The sequence below is a fragment of the Paraburkholderia sp. CNPSo 3272 genome (genome assembly GCF_024206495.1).
In the GTDB taxonomy this organism is placed as follows: Bacteria; Pseudomonadota; Gammaproteobacteria; order Burkholderiales; family Burkholderiaceae; genus Paraburkholderia.
In genome coordinates, this window is the sequence record NZ_JAMBPQ010000007.1 from 133,498 (window position 1) to 149,364 (window position 15,867).

14 protein-coding genes and 1 tRNA gene are annotated in these 15,867 nt (G+C 63.5%); 5 read left to right on the top strand and 10 right to left on the bottom strand.

All coding sequences use genetic code 11. From position 1 onward, the window contains the following. Positions 1 to 43 precede the first annotated feature (43 nt). Positions 44 to 1,243 (bottom strand): porin, encoded by a 1,200-nt coding sequence (locus M3I53_RS11650; RefSeq protein WP_254316083.1) that lies wholly within the window; start codon positions 1,241 to 1,243, stop codon positions 44 to 46. 224 nt (positions 1,244 to 1,467) lie between these two features. Between M3I53_RS11650 and M3I53_RS11655 the strand changes: the two genes are divergently transcribed. Continuing rightward, positions 1,468 to 1,656, top strand: coding sequence for a hypothetical protein (locus tag M3I53_RS11655; protein ID WP_254316084.1), 189 nt, complete (start codon positions 1,468 to 1,470; stop codon positions 1,654 to 1,656). 98 nt (positions 1,657 to 1,754) lie between these two features. Here the strand turns inward: M3I53_RS11655 and M3I53_RS11660 are convergent, their stop codons facing one another. Beyond that, complete coding sequence (locus M3I53_RS11660; protein ID WP_254316085.1) at positions 1,755 to 2,006, bottom strand: hypothetical protein; 252 nt, start codon at positions 2,004 to 2,006, stop codon at positions 1,755 to 1,757. Positions 2,007 to 2,418: 412 nt separating this feature from the next. Between M3I53_RS11660 and M3I53_RS11665 the strand changes: the two genes are divergently transcribed. Together M3I53_RS11665 and M3I53_RS11670 are read left to right on the top strand one after the other, a co-directional pair. After that, positions 2,419 to 2,622, top strand: a complete 204-nt coding sequence (locus M3I53_RS11665; protein ID WP_028205165.1) for a cold-shock protein — start codon at positions 2,419 to 2,421, stop codon at positions 2,620 to 2,622. A 277-nt stretch (positions 2,623 to 2,899) separates the two neighbouring features. Then, entirely contained in the window at positions 2,900 to 4,066 is a 1,167-nt protein-coding gene (locus M3I53_RS11670; RefSeq protein ID WP_254316086.1) for an exonuclease domain-containing protein, read from the top strand. A 9-nt stretch (positions 4,067 to 4,075) separates the two neighbouring features. Here M3I53_RS11670 and M3I53_RS11675 read toward each other — a convergent pair whose 3' ends face one another. The 3 genes from M3I53_RS11675 to M3I53_RS11685 all read right to left on the bottom strand — a co-directional run bounded on the left by M3I53_RS11675 (position 4,076) and on the right by M3I53_RS11685 (position 6,742). Further along, positions 4,076 to 4,666, bottom strand: a complete 591-nt coding sequence (locus tag M3I53_RS11675; RefSeq protein WP_254316087.1) for a chorismate mutase — start codon at positions 4,664 to 4,666, stop codon at positions 4,076 to 4,078. A 256-nt stretch (positions 4,667 to 4,922) separates the two neighbouring features. Then, positions 4,923 to 5,072, bottom strand: coding sequence for a hypothetical protein (locus tag M3I53_RS11680; RefSeq protein ID WP_027795377.1), 150 nt, complete (start codon positions 5,070 to 5,072; stop codon positions 4,923 to 4,925). Between the two features lie 557 nt (positions 5,073 to 5,629). Beyond that, the gene (locus tag M3I53_RS11685; RefSeq protein WP_254316088.1) at positions 5,630 to 6,742 is read right to left on the bottom strand and encodes an aldo/keto reductase; all 1,113 of its coding nucleotides are present in this window, start codon (positions 6,740 to 6,742) and stop codon (positions 5,630 to 5,632) included. Between the two features lie 117 nt (positions 6,743 to 6,859). On the opposite strand from M3I53_RS11685, the gene M3I53_RS11690 reads away from it, so the two are divergent. After that, complete coding sequence (locus M3I53_RS11690; RefSeq protein ID WP_254316089.1) at positions 6,860 to 7,813, top strand: LysR family transcriptional regulator; 954 nt, start codon at positions 6,860 to 6,862, stop codon at positions 7,811 to 7,813. A gap of 130 nt (positions 7,814 to 7,943) precedes the next feature. Here M3I53_RS11690 and M3I53_RS11695 read toward each other — a convergent pair. The 3 genes from M3I53_RS11695 to pepN form a co-directional block, all read right to left on the bottom strand. Beyond that, positions 7,944 to 8,019 (bottom strand) — tRNA-Thr (locus M3I53_RS11695). Between the two features lie 65 nt (positions 8,020 to 8,084). Then, complete coding sequence (locus M3I53_RS11700; protein WP_254316090.1) at positions 8,085 to 9,101, bottom strand: class 1 fructose-bisphosphatase; 1,017 nt, start codon at positions 9,099 to 9,101, stop codon at positions 8,085 to 8,087. A gap of 265 nt (positions 9,102 to 9,366) precedes the next feature. Then, a complete protein-coding gene (gene pepN / locus M3I53_RS11705) occupies positions 9,367 to 12,057 on the bottom strand; it encodes an aminopeptidase N (protein WP_254316091.1) in 2,691 nt (896 codons plus the stop codon). 359 nt (positions 12,058 to 12,416) lie between these two features. Here pepN and M3I53_RS11710 point away from each other — a divergent pair, with 359 nt between their 5' ends. Beyond that, positions 12,417 to 13,115 carry a DUF4136 domain-containing protein gene (locus M3I53_RS11710; protein WP_254316092.1) on the top strand — a complete coding sequence of 233 codons (699 nt, stop codon included), beginning with the start codon at positions 12,417 to 12,419 and terminating at the stop codon, positions 13,113 to 13,115. A 109-nt stretch (positions 13,116 to 13,224) separates the two neighbouring features. On the opposite strand, the gene guaD is transcribed toward M3I53_RS11710, so the two are convergent. Together guaD and M3I53_RS11720 are read right to left on the bottom strand one after the other, a co-directional pair. After that, positions 13,225 to 14,532: a guanine deaminase gene (guaD, locus tag M3I53_RS11715; RefSeq protein ID WP_254316093.1), complete on the bottom strand. Its 1,308-nt coding sequence runs from the start codon at positions 14,530 to 14,532 to the stop codon at positions 13,225 to 13,227. Positions 14,533 to 14,776: 244 nt separating this feature from the next. Continuing rightward, positions 14,777 to 15,838 carry an adenosine deaminase gene (locus M3I53_RS11720; protein WP_254316094.1) on the bottom strand — a complete coding sequence of 354 codons (1,062 nt, stop codon included), beginning with the start codon at positions 15,836 to 15,838 and terminating at the stop codon, positions 14,777 to 14,779. Positions 15,839 to 15,867 lie beyond the last annotated feature (29 nt).

Sequence of the window (15,867 nt, forward strand, 5' to 3'; positions counted from 1 at the left end):
TTTTCAGCTGCAGTGCTGGCCGAGGCGGCCAGCAGCGTGCTGCTTAGAAGCGGTGACGCATACCAACCGTCACAGCAACCTGGTCTTGACGGGTCGAAGCCGAACCCAGACCGTTCAGGTACGCGCCGATGTTCTCCGGGTTCGACGACACGTGCTGCCAGTCGCCTTGCAGGTAGACGTCGGTGCGCTTCGACAGTGCGTAGTCCGACTGCAGTGCGACCGTGTTGTAGTTCGGGTTCACACCGCCGCCGAGGTTCGCACGGGTGTACGTGTACGCGCCAGCCAGGCTCAGAGCCGGGGTCAGTGCGTAACGGATGTTGCCTTCAAAGTTCTGGAAGCGTGCGCTGTTCGCGTTGAAAGCGATGCCGCCCGTCGTGGCCGAACCCGTACCCGATTGCGTACCCGAGATGCCGCCGCCGTTTGCGTTGCTCAGGTTCGTCTGCGTGTACACGAAGCCAGCCGTTGCCGGGCCGAACGTGTAGTTGATGCCGCCGCCGAACGTGCGCTGACGGCCTGCCAGGAACGTCCACTCACCCGTTTGTGCGCCTGCTGCGCTCGAGGTCGGCGAGTTTGCTGCCGTGCCGAGTGCGCCGTGGAACGTAGTCGACGTAACGTCGTTGTTCAGTTGCAGGTAGGCTGCGGCAAAGTTCAGGCCGCCCCAATTGTAGTTTGCGCCGAAGCTGTATGCACGGTTGTTCGCGAAGTTCGTGCTGTTCGAGAACGAGTACGTACCGCCGAACTTGAAGCCAGCGTAGTTGACGCTCGAGTACTTGATCGTGTTGTTGAAACGAACCGAGTTGTTCAGGTTGTCGTTGTCAAACGGGTGCGCGGCGATCGTGCCACCGTATTGCGTGCCGGTGTTCGACAGCGGTGCAAGGTAGTCGACCACGGAGTCGTACTGACGACCGAGGGTGACAGCACCGTACTGGTCGCTTGCGAGACCGACGAACGCCTGACGGCCGAACATGCGAGCCGACTGGCTAGCCGTGCCGTTCATGATGTTGAAGCCGTTTTCCAACGTGAAGATGGCCTTCAGACCGCCACCGAGGTCTTCAGCGCCGCGCAGGCCCCAACGGCTGCCGTTGACCGTGCCGCTCGATGCCTTCCAGAGGCTGTGGCCGCCGGAGTTGTTTGCGTACGTGATGCCTGCGTCGATCAGGCCGTACAGCGTAACGCTGCTTTGCGCGTGTGCAGCCGTTGCAAAAACGCCCGTCAGGGCGGCGACCATGAGAGTCTTTTTCATCTTTGTAAACTCCGAGAACAGAGGTGGGTTTCGTTGAACCCCGTTTGGGAAACCGTCTATGCGAAGCGCAGCGAGAGGCAAGTTCGCGTGGTACGAATTAATTCGTCGGAGACAATCCGTCCGAGACAATTCGTCCGTGTCGGTTTCCAGACAGGCAGAGTGTAGAGAGGGTGCTCGAAGAGGGGGTATTCCGAAATCCGCAATAAAGTATTGCGCCATCGGAAATGATTATTTCGCTCGTCTTAAGCCCTGCTGGCAAAGGCTTTGAGCGGTTTTCTGAGGGAGGGGAGGAAGCTGTCAACCGCTGGAGCGTTGTGCAATCGCTACAACAATTGATTGCGAAAAACGGCTTAAAACAGTCTCAACTGATTATTGCGCCCGGCGTAACAGATGATTGTGCGTCGCATGCTTAATCCTCAGACGTGGGTCCGGCTATACTTCGATGGCTGCTTTCCGAAGCAGACTTTTTCGTTGACGAAAAAGATCTCCAAACCTTTGTCGGCGCGGCCTTTCAGCCGCGCTTTTTTTTGCCCGTCTTCAGGCCACGCGTGCCACGTGAACCCCTATCGGGGCCCTCTTGCGGCGGCTCGGGCTGCAGGCTCCAGTCTTCCATCACGTAGTGCCTCGCGTCCATAGGGGAACACAGCAGGTTGTGCCAGTGATCCCCATGCCATGCGCCATAGGCTTCGGCTTCTGCAGCCGGTGACGCAATCCCGTCTGTTTCTACGAGCCAATGAATCCATCGCCGCAGTGCTGTCAGCATGATGACCTCCGATGCCGCTAACAATATGGATGATGAATTGAATGTATTACTCGAACAACCGGGAGAAACACTTACGTTTGACACGAATTGTTACAGTTCGGGAAAACTTCCCTGTACAAATGACGTGGCGAGATAATCGAGTAAAAATGACGCAGCTCTATATTCGATTCCGCTTGCATACGATTTTCTTGCCGCTTTTTGATGCGTACCGCTTTTATCGTTGAATCGGGAATGCTGTTATAAAAAATTCGCTTGACTGGCGATTGACGTTCCCCGTATAACGGCAAGGCTGATTTTCGTTCTGCTGCAATTTCAAAACGTGGAATTCGCTGGGGCGGGACAGCGGGAATTGGCTGGATACGGCGTGAGGGTTATTACCCGCGTCATTAAAATCTCGAGGGAAAACTGAAACATGGAAACCGGTATCGTCAAGTGGTTCAATGATGCGAAAGGCTTTGGCTTCATCACGTCTGACGCCGGCGGCGACGATCTGTTCGCGCACTTCTCGGAAATCCGTGCCGACGGCTTCAAGTCGTTGAAGGAGAACCAGCGTGTGTCGTTCGACGTCAAGGTCGGTCCGAAGGGCAAGCAGGCCGCGAACATCCAGCCGCTGTAAGTACAGCGTGCGAGCGCTCGCTGTGCGAACGCTCATGCGACACCAGGCCCCGGGCAAACCCGGGGCTTTTTTATTTTTGACCTATTGTTATTTGGTTAAATTTACGGGTTACGTCTTTACTCCCGAATTAATCGGGAAAACCCTGGGAATTCACGATTTTCTCGATTCGGGTTTTCACTAAAAGCCGAAAGTCGCATCTACGCTGCCGGAACCGTCGGCGCGTGGCGTCCAAACGGTGCATACTTGGGCCGTTTTCCATTTCCCTGTCGTTTTTCCCATGTTTGAATCCCCCTTGAGCGCCGCACAGGCCGCCGGCGACCTTCCCATCGTCTTCGTGGACCTCGAGACGACCGGCGGTTCGGTAGCCGAGCACCGCATTACCGAAGTTGGCGTTGTCGAGGTGGCGCAAGGGCAGGTCACACGATGGAGCACCCTCGTCGATCCGGGCCAGCCTATCCCGCCCTTTATCCAGCAACTCACGGGTATTACGGACCGGATGGTGCGCGGCGCGCCGCGCTTCGCCGAAATTGCCGCGGAACTCCATGGGCGACTCGTCGGCAAGCTCTTCGTCGCGCACAACGCGGCCTTCGACCGTGGCTTTCTGCGCGCGGAGTTCGAACGTGCCGGTTATTCCTTCAGCCCCGATGTCTTGTGCACAGTGCGCCTGTCACGGGCGCTTTTTCCTGGTGAGAAGCGCCATGGGCTCGACGCGCTGGTCGAGCGCCACGCGCTCGTGCCGTCGGATCGCCATCGCGCGCTCGCCGATGCCGATCTCCTGTGGCAGTTCTGGCAGCGCCTGCCGACGCTTGTGCCCAGGGAAGCGCTGGCGTCGCAGATCGAGCGCACGACGCGCCGTCACGTACTGGCCGGCGACATTACCGACGAACTGATCGACACGGCGCCGGCAGGCCACGGCGTGTATGCGTTCTTTGGCGAGAACGACGCACCGCTCTACGTGGGGCGCAGCGTCCGGGTGCGCCAGCGTGTGCGCGCACATCTTTCGGGTGAGCGGCGCTCGTCGCGCGAACAACGGATGGCGCAGCAGGTCCGCCGCGTGGAGTGGCGTGCGACAGGCGGCGAGCTTGGCGCGCTGCTTGTCGAGGCGCAGTGGATTGCCACGCTCAAACCCTCGTTCAACCGCGTGCCGCGTGTGTCGAAGCGCGACCCCGCGGACCTTGCGGCGGCGCCGTGGCCGTTCGGCGGCGCACTGGTCGTGTTCGAGCAGGACTCGACGAACGGCGCCGACGTTTATCACCTGATCGATCGCTGGTGCTATATGGGCGCCTTTCCAACTACAGCCGAGGCAGAGGCGCTGATGGACAGCAGCGCCGAGCGGGTGTTCGAGCTTGCGACCTGGCGCATCCTGCAGACGCACTTCGAACGCGGCCTGCGCGTGCAGGTGCTGCAACCCTCCGAGGCTGACGGCGTTACGAGCGCGGCATAATAACCCCGCTCAGGCAACCCCGCCTACGCCGCCCGATTCGCACACATGCTCCAGGGCCTGATTCATCGCATTCGTGCGCGCGGAGTCGTAGCGCGTGAGCTCCTTCCAGTTCGCAACCGTTCTTGCGACGCGCGCCGGACAGTCCGGTGCGCCGCGCAGCGGTTGCACCCGTGCGAGCGCGCCGATCAGTTGTCCGGTGAGTCTGTCGAGTTGCGGCCGCGTCGCCGTGGCGAGATCCGGTGCCGGGTCGCTTGGCCCCTGGGAGGCACGCCACGTGTCGAATAGCGACTTCTGCATTTGCGTGCTGGCATCGATCTGATCGCGGAAGAACGCACGCGCAAACGCGGGATCGACGCCGGCCGTCGTGGCGCGCTTCTGCACGTCGGCGAGCAGGGCGTCTTCACGGGGCGTGTCGGTGATCGGTTTGTGATGCTGCCATTTCCAGTGCGCGACCGGTTCGGCGAGCGCCAGCCGCTGCGAAACGAGCGCGACGAGGTTGGTCAGGGCGGTGTCGTCACCGTCGGCGTGGACGGATGCGATCGGCAGGGCGAAGAGCAGCGCAGCAGCGCAACGCGCGCTCGCGCGGGCAAGCAATGTCATCGAGTGGAAGAAAGACGCCGGCAATGAAAACCGAAGCATAGCCGGTTATGGTGCGCTTGCGTCTAACGGCGCTGGGGTCGAATCGAGATGGCCGCATGGAGACGCGCCAACCATCAAGCGCGCCGGGTGCTGGCTGCTACGGCGCAAAACTGCGCGCACAGCACGACACGCGCGTCCCCGAACTACGCGTGTCTTTATGCACACCAACGTCTATCGTGCGCGTGAGCCCGCGAGCGCGTACGTGTGCGTTTCCCCGTTACTTCTGTTCGTGTGCCTTGCGTTGCTCGTCGAGGAATGCCCGCACGTGAGCGGGCAATTCGTCGCCGAGAAACTCAACGGCCACCGGTTCCGGATCCGGGCTGAAGACTTGGTCCGGGGTCGGAATCCTTGGCGGTTTGGCGTCCATGATCTTTCTCCTATGTAAGCCGATTATCCGGCTCGGTACTTCTGCTGCGCTAGCCCCGCCTACGGTAACGATGCTTTTCTCGCACGCGTGTTGCTTCTTCGCACGGCCATACAAATGATTAACGGCGCGGGAATATAATTGTTGAGATGTCCTTCGCACTCCCGCATGCTGCGTGAATCGCGCACGCTCCAAACTCTTCCAACTCTCGCGCGCACCCTCTGCTGCACTCGCACAACGCCTTGAACGCCTTTCCCCCGGCTCTGATCACCGCACGCGCCCTGCCGTCTTGCCGCGTGCGTGTTGCGCGGCGCCGCAAGTAAGGGCGGTCCCTACGGGGGGCTTCACCGTGCACCATCACTCGTCTACAACGGTCGATTATGCCTGGCCGTTGACGTCCAAACGTTAATAAGAATTAAAACTATGTAAGCGAGCGTTTCTATTCGATTGCGCAATTAATCTTTGTTGCGTTCCTGCCGCCGCCATTTAAAGACCGAACGTGCGTAAATAGCCGCGCATTCGGGCACGGCGTATTGATGCACTCCGATAATCCGTTACGTTCAGGCCTCCGGCGCCGCCGGCACGCGCTGCACGTGAGCATGGTTCGCGGGCGTCGCGCGCACGTCCACCTGGCCATGAATGCGTGACTGGTGGCCGTCCGCGAACATGTAGTAGGGAAACGGGTGGGCGGGCTCGGAGGCCGCGTCGAGACGCGCGACCAGTTCGGGCGCGAGCGTGAAATCGAGCGCGCAAAGCGACTCTTCGAGTTGCGCGGCTTTGGTCGCGCCCACGATGATGCTCGCCACGCCGCGCTTCTGATACAGCCAGTTCAACGCAACCTGGGCCATGGGGCGGTTGGCCTCGCGCGCGACCTGCTCGAGTTCGGCGACGATCGCGAAGTTGCGTGCCGAGAGCTTGTCGAAGCCGGGCGGCGGCTTTGCACCCACCGTCTGCAAGCGGCCAGCACCGCTCACTCCCTCGCTTGCCTGCGACGGCCGATATTTCCCCGAGAGCACGCCCATGCCGAGCGGACTCCACGGCACGAGCCCCATGCCGAGCTGCGTCGCGAGATCCGCGAATTCGTGTTCCGCGTTGCGTTCGATCAGCGAGTATTCGAGCTGCATGGCCGCTACCGGCTCGAAGCCGCGCCAGTCGGCCAGCGTCTGTGCGCGGCCCGCGTACCAGGCGGGCACGTCGGAGAGACCCACGTAGCGGATCTTGCCCGCACGCACCGCGTCGTCCATGGCGCGCATCACTTCGTCCGCAGGCGTCATGCGGTCCCACGTGTGCAAGTAATAGAGATCGATGTAGTCGGTCCCGAGGCGCGTGAGCGAGCCGTCGAGCGCACGCAGCAGGTTCTTGCGATGGTTGCCCCCGGCGTTCGGATTGCCCGCTTGCGCGTTGTACGAATACTTGGTGGCGATGACGAGCCGTTCACGCAGACCGCGTGCCGCCGCGAAGCGTCCCACCCAGGTTTCGCTCGTGCCTTCTGTGTAGAGGTCGGCGGTGTCGATGAAATTGCCGCCTGCGTCGACATAGAGATCGAAGAGGCGCTGTGCAGTGGCTTCCTCGGTGCCCCAACCCCATTCGGTGCCGAACGTCATCGTGCCGAGGGCGATGGGGCTGACGCGCAGGCCCGAGCGGCCAAGCAGGGTGTAGCTATCGAGTTTCATGGCGGTTTCCTCAAGGAGTGAGTGGCGAACGCGAACTCATCTTGCGCCTTTCCTTTTTGTGGAAAAATCGGGTTCACCTGAAAGCACTGTGAAGCCCCGCTTCACAATGGAGACACCATGGCCCCGGTTTCCGCTAAGACGTTCGCGCAGCCCGCCATATCGGCACTGGCGGGACGCCTGCCCGCACTGCTCGCGGTGACGGCTGTTGCCCGCCATGGCAGCTTCACGCGTGCGGCGTCCGCTGCGGGTTACTCGACCTCGGCGCTATCGCAAACCGTGCGTGCGCTCGAAGCGCAACTCGGCGTGAGGCTCTTCAATCGCACGACGCGCCGGGTCGCGCTGACCGAGGCGGGCGCACAGTTTCTCGCGCGCGTTCAGCCCGCACTCTCACAGATCGAGGCGGCGTTCGATGCGCTCGACGCCTCGCGCGACGCCCCGGCCGGCACGCTGCGCATCAACCTGCCGCGCGTGGCGAGCGAGTTGCTCGTCATGCCGCACCTTGCGGAATTCCTGTCGCGCTATCCGCAGATCAAGCTCGAACTCGCGCTCGACGACGGTTTTGCCGATCTGGTGGGCGACGGCTACGATGCCGGCATCCGCCTGGGCGAATCAGTTGCGCCTGGCATGGTGGCGGTGCCGATCGGCGGGCCGATTCGCATCGTCGTGGTCGGCTCGCCGGCATACTTCGAGCGGCACGCGCGGCCCCTCACCCCTGACGACCTGGCCGCGCATGACTGCCTGCATTATCGCTTCGCGACCGGCGGCGTCTACCGCTGGGAGTTCGCGCAGCCGGGCGAACCTGGGCGCGTGTTCGATGTGGTCACCGAGGGACGCTTCGTGACCAACGACCTACGTACGATGGTGCGTGCTGCGGAGCAGGGCGTGGGTCTGCTGCACGTGATCGAGGATTACGTGCGTGCGCAACTGGAGGAAGGCCGGCTCGTGCCGGTGCTCGAGTCGTGGGGCGCGTCGTTTCCGGGGTTCTATTTGTATACGGCCGGGCGTGCGCAGTTGCCGCCCAAGCTGCGTTCGTTCATCGACTTTCTGCGCGAGAAGCGTGAGAGCGCGTAAGCTCACGCGGCGTGAGCTGGGGCGATGGGATGAGGTGATCGAAGAGGTGAGGCGCAGTGTACGGAGCGCCGCACGCCGACGATACAAAGCAAAAAGCCCAGTCCGAAGACTGGGCTTTTTGCTTGAATCCTGGTGCCGGAAAGAGGAATCGAACCCCCGACCTTCGCATTACGAATGCGCTGCTCTACCGTCTGAGCTATTCCGGCGCGCTTCAGAGAAGAAAGATTATAGGAAGTTGCCGCGAACTATGCAAGCCTTTCCTCGCCTTTTTTCATTTTTTCGCTTCGTGGTGGTAGCGCGTGACGCGCTCGACCTCGTTCTTCGAGCCGAGGAACACGGCGACGCGCTCATGCAGGCTCTTCGGCTGGATGTCGAGAATGCGCTCTTCGCCATTGGTCGCCATGCCGCCCGCCTGTTCGACGATGAACGACATCGGGTTCGCTTCGTACATCAGGCGCAGCTTGCCCGGCTTCGACGGATCGCGCTTGTCGGCCGGATACATGAAGATGCCGCCGCGGTTCAGAATGCGGTGCACGTCCGCGACCATCGACGCAATCCAGCGCATGTTGAAGTTCTCGCCGCGCTCGCCGTCCTTGCCGGCGTTCAACTCGCCGATGTACTTCTGCACCGGTTCATACCAGTGGCGTGCGTTCGACGCATTGATCGCGTATTCGCGCGTCTCTTCCGGAATGCGCATATTGCTTTGCGTGAGCACCCACGAGCCCAGTTCACGGTCGAGCGTGAAGCAGTTCACGCCGTGGCCGGTCGTGAGCACGAGCACCGTTTGCGGGCCGTACACGGCGTAACCTGCGGCGACCTGCTTCGTGCCGGGCTGCAGGAAAGATTCCTCGCTCGCCTGCTGGCCGTCCGGGCAGCGCAGCACCGAGAAGATCGTGCCGATCGACACGTTCACGTCGATGTTCGACGAGCCGTCGAGCGGATCGAACACGAGCAGGTATTCGCCTTTCGGATAGTTGGCCGGGATCGGGAAGAACGTTTCCATTTCCTCCGAGGCCATCGCGGCGAGGTTGCCGCCCCATTCGTTGGCGTCGAGCAGGATTTCGTTCGAGAGGATGTCGAGATTCTTCTGCACTTCGCCCTGGACGTTCTCGCTGCCGGCCGTGCCAAGGGCGTCACCGAGCGCGCCCTTGCTGACGTTGAAGCTGATCGCCTTGCACGCGCGCGCGACGACTTCGATCAGCAGACGCAGGTCGGCGGGCAGGTTGCTGTGCTGGCGCTGTTGCTCGATCAGGTACTTGGTAAGGGTGGTGCGACGTTGCAAAGCCATTGCAGTACTCCGGATACGCTTGGGGATGTCGCAATTCTACCCGCTCGACTGTGACCGCCCGCCGCACAGCCGCGCAAAATATAGCGCCGGGGCGCGGCCGGGCTGTCTGGAGCGGCTTTGGGCGCGGTGCCGGGTCGCTTCGCGCCGCCAAAAATAATCGTAAAAAAAAGCGCAAAAAAACCGGCGCGAAGGCCGGTTCGTGGATCGACGCGCGGCGCTGCTCAGGCGCCGCGCATGGTGTGCCGATTCGTGCGGTTTCGTCTGATCAAGCCAGCGCTTTTTCGACGATCTCGCGCACGTCGCGCGATTTGGCTTCAGCGGCGACGCGCTCGAGCGCCGCGCGCATCGCGTCACGCAGCGCGGGCGTGAAACGGCGCCACAGTTCGAGATTGCGGGCGAGGCGCGCCGCGACCTGCGGATTGAGCGCGTCGAGCGCGATCACCTGGTCGGCCCAGAACGCATAGCCCGAGCCGTCGGCGGCGTGGAACTGCGCGGGGTTCGCCGCGCAGAAGCTGAAGATCAGCGAGCGTGCGCGGTTCGGATTCTTGAGGTTGAACGCCGGGTGGCCCATCAGCGCGCGCACCGTCTCGATGGTCGGGTGGTGCGCCGTGCCTCGTTGCGTGGCTTGCAGCGCGAACCACTTGTCGATCACGAGCGGTTCCTTCTCGAAGCGCACGTAGAAGTCTTCGAGCGCGCGGCGCGCGACGTCGCCGCCCGTGGCCGCTTGCACGTTCAACAGCGCGGAGAGCGCCGCCGAACGGTCGGTCATGTTGTTCGCGGCATCGTATTGCGCCGTGGCGAGCCGCACGGCCTGCGCGGAGTCGTCGAGTTCCGAGAGATACGAGAGCGCGAGGTTCTTCAAGCCGCGGTGTCCGGCCGCCTCGGGCGTCGGCTCGTACGCGCCCGGCGTGACATTGCGCTCATACGCCGTGAGCCATTCGCCGTGCAGCGCCGTTGCCAGTTGCTTGCGCACGAACTGGCGCGCGGCATGCACGGCGGCCGGATCGGATTCGGTCATCTGCTCGGCAAGGTACGTTTCCGAAGGCAGCATGAGCGCAAGCTCGCGGAACGACGGCGAGAGCGATTCATCGGTCAGCACGCGTCGGAAGGCATCGACGAGCGCGTCGTTGATTTCGAGCGGGTGGCCCACGGCGGCGCGCCCGGCAAGCGCGAGCAGTTCGCGCGTGGCGAGGCGCTGCCCCGCTTCCCAGCGGTTGAATGCATCGCTGTCGTGCGCGAGCAGGAACGCGAGTTCGTCGTTGCCGTAGTCGTAGTCGACGATGACGGGCGCCGAGAAGTTGCGCAGCAGCGAGGGCAGGGGCTTGGCCATCACGTCGGCGAACGTGAAGGTCTGCTGCGTGTCGGTCAACTCCAGCACGCGCGTCGTGCCGTGCGCGGCGGCTTCGCCTTCGAGGCGCAGCGGCAGGTCCGCACCGCCCGGGCCGATCAGGCCGATCGCAAACGGAATGTGCAGCGGGCCCTTCTGCGTTTCGCGCGCGGCGGGCGAGCCGTTGGCATAGCCCTGCGTGAGCGTCACGCTGTAGCAGCGCGTGCCTTCGTCATAGCTCGTGCTCACGCTCACGCGCGGCGTGCCCGCCTGGCTGTACCAGCGCTCGAACTGCGCGAGATCGCGGCCATTGGCGTCGGCCATGGCGTGGCGGAAGTCGTCGCAGGTCACGGCCTGGCCGTCGTGGCGCTGGAAGTACAGGTCCATGCCTTTACGGAAGCCGTCGCGTCCGAGCAGCGTTTGATACATCCGCACGACTTCCGCGCCCTTTTCGTAGACGGTCATCGTGTAGAAGTTGTTGATCTCGACGTAGCTCTCGGGGCGCACCGGATGCGCCATCGGGCCCGCGTCTTCGGCGAACTGCATCTGGCGCAGCACGCGCACGTCCTCAATGCGTTTGGTCGCGCGCGCCGCTTCGTTCTCGTCGCCGCCCGACATCGCCGCCGAGAACTCCTGGTCGCGGAACACCGTGAGACCTTCCTTCAGGCTCAGCTGGAACCAGTCGCGGCAGGTAACGCGGTTGCCGGTCCAGTTGTGGAAGTACTCGTGACCGACCACGGCCTCGATGTTGGCGAAGTCGACATCGGTGGCCGTTTCCGGATTCGCGAGCACGTACTTCGTATTGAAGATGTTGAGCCCCTTGTTCTCCATCGCGCCCATGTTGAAGTCGCTCACGGCGACGATCATGAAGCGATCGAGATCGAGCTCGAGGCCAAAGCGCTGCTCGTCCCAGTGGATCGAGTGGATGAGCGAGTCCATTGCGTGGCGCGTCTTGTCGAGATCGTGCGGCTCGACCCACACCTGCAGCAGCTTTTCCTTGCCCGAGCCGCTCTGGATGCGCTCTTCCAGCGCCACGAGCTTGCCGGCGACGAGCGCGAACAGATAGCTCGGCTTGCGGAACGGGTCTTCCCATTTCGCATAGTGACGGCCGTCGGGCAGCTCGCCTTCGTCGATCAGGTTGCCGTTCGAGAGCAGCACCGGGTACGCGGTCCTGTCTGCGCGCAGCGTGACCGTGTAGGTTGCCATCACGTCAGGGCGGTCGAGGAACCAGGTGATGCGGCGAAACCCTTCGGCCTCGCACTGCGTGAAGAAGTTGCCGCTCGACACGTACAGGCCCGAGAGCGTGGTGTTGGCGGCGGGCGCGCACGCGCCGGTGAGCGTGAGCGCGAAGGCCTCGGGCACGTTCTCGATCGTGAGCCCGTGTTCGTGCGCGCGCACATTCGCGTAAGGCTTGCCGTCGATCGCCGCGCCGATGAATTCGAGCTGTTCGCCCATGAGTTCGAGATGCGCGCTGGGTGGCGCGTCGGGATTGCGACGCACGCGCAACGTGCTCTTGACGATCGTACGCTCGGGCACGAGGTCGAATTCGAGGTCGACGGTATCGATCAGAAACGCGGGCGGCGCGTAGTCTTCGCGGCGGATCACGGTGGGCGTGGCGGTATCGGACATGGTCGGGATAGGGGCGTGTCGGATCGGTGTGGATCGCTCGGTGGATCGGATTGGCCGGCCGCGGCGGCGTGTACGCCCGCCGGGCGCTGCCTGCCGTCGCGGAGCGCGGCGGATCGCCCCATTGTACAAAGGCTCGGGCCGCTTTGTCCGCCGAGGCCCGGCCTCCGAACTTTCGCGCCGCGCCACGAATCAGTATGATCAGGCCCTGCCGCGCGGCTGGCTGAGCCCAAAACAAGACGCGACCAGCGCGGAATGCGCCCTGAACGGACACTGAATAAGCGCGGCGCAACGATCGTATCGGAGAGAGCGGCCCCACGACTGCACTTTTCCAACTGAAGCAACACTGCTACGAGAAGACCATGATGCAAGACAGATGGACCCGCCGCGCCCTCCTGATGCTGGCAGCGCTCGCCCTCACGCTCTCCGGCTGCACGACATATGTGACGAGCCAGGTGACCGCCTTCTCCGCTTGGGACGGCGCCAGCGACGCCACGCGCACCTTCGCGTTCAAACGCAGCCCTGAACAGAACCAGAGCATCGAGCAGAGCACCTACGAGCAGTTCGTCGCCAACGGGCTCGCCATGCACGCGTTCCGCCTCGTGCCCGAGCCGCAGGCGCGCTATCTGGTGGGCCTCGCCTACGGCAGCCGCACCGACACCGTGACGGTCGCGCAGCCCGTGTTCTACAACCCCTGGCCGGGCCCGTACTGGGGGCCGTGGAACCCGTGGGGCGCGTGGGGACCGTATCAGCCCGCCTACGTGAACCAGAGCTATCCCGTGTATTCGCATGCGCTCGGCATTCGCATCACGGAAAAGGCGAGCGGCAAGGAGGTCTATAACGTGCAGGCGCGCACCTCGGGCGACGATCCCTCGCTCGTGCGCGTAATGCCTTTTCTCGTGCAGAGCGCGCTGGGAAATTTCCCGCTGGCCAACGGCACGGTCACGGAGGTCAAGATCCCGGTCGGCAAGAACGGCGGCGCGCCGAACGAGACAGCTGCGGCTGCGGCGGGTGCGGGGCAGGGCGGTGCGGCCGCGACGGGGAACGCGCCGGCGAAATAGGCACGTGTCGTCGTGCCCGCCCAACGAACGACGCGCCGGGCCTTGTGTCCGGCGCGTTTTTTTATGCCATGTGCAACAGCACGTCAGAACCCCACGCTGGGCGGGACTTTCAGCGGCGCGCGCTCTCGCGGCTATGCACGCGCTTGCCTGCCGCGTAGGTCTCGAACACGGCGCGGTCGTCGCCGAGCAGGGCGAGCGCGAACAGCAACTCCTCCAGCGACTCGGCGCGCGCCGTGCGCCGTGCGAGCAGCGGCGTGGCCTGCGCATCGAGCACGACGAAGTCCGCTTCGCTGCCGGGCGCGAGCGTGCCGATCTTGTCGGCGAGATCGAGCGCCTGCGCCGCGCCCGCCGTCGCGAGCCAGAACATGCGCGTGGCCGTGAGGTGGTGGCCGCCCATGCGCGCGACCTTGTGCGCCTCGTTCATGGTTTGCAGCATGGAGAACGAGGTGCCGCCGCCCACGTCGGTGGCGAGCGTGACGGGCATCGACGATTCGGCCGCCTTGTCGAAGTCGAACAGGCCGCTGCCAAGGAACAGGTTCGAGGTCGGGCAGTGCGCGGCGACCGAGCCCGTATGCGCCATGCGGCGGCGGTCTTCGTCGTCGAGCCAGATGCAGTGCCCATACACGGCCCGCTTACGCAGGAGTCCATAGTGATCGTACACGTCGAGGTAGCTGCGATGGCCAGGGAACAGTTCCTTGACCCACTTCACCTCGTCCGGGTTCTCGGCCACGTGGCTCTGGATGAAGACGTCGCCATGCGCCTTCGCGAGCGCGCCGCACGCTTCGAGCTGCGCCTCGGTCGAGGTGGGCGCGAAGCGCGGCGTGAGCGCGTACATCTGGCGCCCGCGGTTGTGCCAGCGCCCGATTAGCTCGGCGCTGTCGTCGTAGCCGGTTTGCGGCGTGTCGCGCAGGAACTCGGGGCAATGTCGGTCCATCAGCACCTTGCCCGCGACCATGCGCAGGTTCTTCGCTTCGCTTGCGGTAAAGAGCGCGTCGGCGGACTGCTTGTGCACGGTGCAGTACACGAGCGCCGTGGTCGTGCCGCAGGCGAGCAGTTCGTCGACGAAAAAGCGCGCCGTGTCCTGCGCCACCGCTTCGTTTTCGAAGCCGCGCTCGGTCGGGAAGGTGTACGTGTCGAGCCACGGCAGCAGACCTGGCGCGGGCGAGGCGATCATGTCCGTCTGCGGATAGTGGATGTGCGTGTCGATGAAGCCCGGCACGATCAGCTTGTCGCGCAGATTGTGAACCGTCGCGCTTTCATCGACGCGCGACTTGAGCGCGGACCACGCGCCCGAGGCGACCACGTGGCCGTCTTCGACGATCACGACGCCGTCTTCGTCAAAGACAGCGGCGTCGGACGATTGCGCAGGGTCGCCGGTGAACGTCAACAGTTTTGCGCGGTAAGCCGATTGAGTCATGGGAACTTCGTCTCCGATAAATTCAGGTATTCGTCCAATGCATGCCCCGCATCGCGCGTGCCGCTCCTGAACGTGTCGACCAGAGTTGGCGCTTCAGCGCTTACTCCGGTCCCATGCCAGAAGGGCACGCGCGAGAGGGCCCACGCTCCGGCGCTCGCGCGCTGGACCGGATCGGTGTGACAGCCCGGGTTGGGGCTTGCTGTGCGGACGAGTTCGCTTTTTAGTCTGCGCCAGAGTTCACGCCTTAAGCCGGTGCGCGACTCCAGTTCGCGTCGAGCTTCGCGATCAGCGCGGCGCGCTCTTCGGGCGTCACGAACGAAGCCTCGAAGCCGTTGCGCAGGATCGTGTACACCTCGTCGTCGTCGAGCTCGAGCGCTTCGATGATGGCGCGGTAGTTCTCGTTGACGTAGCCGCCGAAGTAGGCGGGATCGTCGGAATTGACGGTCACCGCGACGCCCTTGTCGAGCAGGGCCTTGAGCGTGTGCTGCGTCATGTCGTCGAACACGCACAGCTTGGTGTTCGAGAGCGGGCATACCGTGAGTGCCACGCGCGTGTCGGCCAGACGCGTGACGAGCGCCGCGTCTTCGATGCTGCGCACGCCGTGATCGACGCGGTCGACCTTGAGCAGATCGAGTGCTTCGTAGATGTAGGAGGGCGGCCCTTCCTCGCCTGCGTGCGCGACGAGCTTCAGCCCCATCGCCCGCGCATTCTCGAACACGCGCTCGAATTTCGAAGGCGGATGACCGCGCTCCGACGAGTCGAGGCCCACGCCGATCAGGCGCGCATAGCGCTCGAACAGCCCACGCGCGGCCTCAAAGGTGGCGAGCGCATCGGCTTCGCTCAGGTGGCGCAGGAAGCACAGGATCAGCTTGCTCGTGAGGCCGCGCTTTTCGGCGTCGGCAAGCGCGCGGTCGATGCCCGCCACCACGGTTTCGATCGGCACGCCCCGTTCGGTGTGCGTTTGCGGATCGAAGAAAATTTCGGTGTGCACGACGTTGTCGGCGAGCGCGCGCTCGCAGTACGCCATCGTCATGTCGTAGAAGTCCTGCTCCGTGAGCAGCACGCTCGCGCCCGCGTAATAGATGTCGAGGAACGACTGCAGGTCGGTGAACGCGTAGGCGGCGCGCAGCGCGTCGATCGAGTCGTAGGCGAGCTTCACGTTGTTGCGCTGGGCGAGTGCGAAGATCAGCTCGGGTTCGAGCGAGCCTTCAATATGGATATGCAGCTCGGCCTTCGGCGCGTTGGCGGCCTTGTCGACGAGCGCCTTTGCGTTGGCGGCGGTATTGGCGGTGGTCGTGATCGTCATGTTCGGTTCGATTCGCTTATGGGTTCTTC

Excerpts from the sequence above, each read along its gene's own strand:
- M3I53_RS11685 (WP_254316088.1), bottom strand. The coding sequence starts at position 6,742 with ATGAAACTCGATAGCTACACCCTGCTTGGCCGCTCGGGCCTGCGCGTC.
- M3I53_RS11660 (WP_254316085.1), bottom strand. The coding sequence starts at position 2,006 with ATGCTGACAGCACTGCGGCGATGGATTCATTGGCTCGTAGAAACAGAC.
- M3I53_RS11675 (WP_254316087.1), bottom strand. The coding sequence starts at position 4,666 with ATGACATTGCTTGCCCGCGCGAGCGCGCGTTGCGCTGCTGCGCTGCTC.
- M3I53_RS11650 (WP_254316083.1), bottom strand. The coding sequence starts at position 1,243 with ATGAAAAAGACTCTCATGGTCGCCGCCCTGACGGGCGTTTTTGCAACG.
- M3I53_RS11655 (WP_254316084.1), top strand. The coding sequence starts at position 1,468 with ATGATTATTTCGCTCGTCTTAAGCCCTGCTGGCAAAGGCTTTGAGCGG.
- M3I53_RS11720 (WP_254316094.1), bottom strand. The coding sequence starts at position 15,838 with ATGACGATCACGACCACCGCCAATACCGCCGCCAACGCAAAGGCGCTC.
- M3I53_RS11665 (WP_028205165.1), top strand. The coding sequence starts at position 2,419 with ATGGAAACCGGTATCGTCAAGTGGTTCAATGATGCGAAAGGCTTTGGC.
- M3I53_RS11680 (WP_027795377.1), bottom strand. The coding sequence starts at position 5,072 with ATGGACGCCAAACCGCCAAGGATTCCGACCCCGGACCAAGTCTTCAGC.
- M3I53_RS11690 (WP_254316089.1), top strand. The coding sequence starts at position 6,860 with ATGGCCCCGGTTTCCGCTAAGACGTTCGCGCAGCCCGCCATATCGGCA.
- M3I53_RS11670 (WP_254316086.1), top strand. The coding sequence starts at position 2,900 with ATGTTTGAATCCCCCTTGAGCGCCGCACAGGCCGCCGGCGACCTTCCC.
- M3I53_RS11700 (WP_254316090.1), bottom strand. The coding sequence starts at position 9,101 with ATGGCTTTGCAACGTCGCACCACCCTTACCAAGTACCTGATCGAGCAA.
- pepN (WP_254316091.1), bottom strand. The coding sequence starts at position 12,057 with ATGTCCGATACCGCCACGCCCACCGTGATCCGCCGCGAAGACTACGCG.
- M3I53_RS11710 (WP_254316092.1), top strand. The coding sequence starts at position 12,417 with ATGATGCAAGACAGATGGACCCGCCGCGCCCTCCTGATGCTGGCAGCG.
- guaD (WP_254316093.1), bottom strand. The coding sequence starts at position 14,532 with ATGACTCAATCGGCTTACCGCGCAAAACTGTTGACGTTCACCGGCGAC.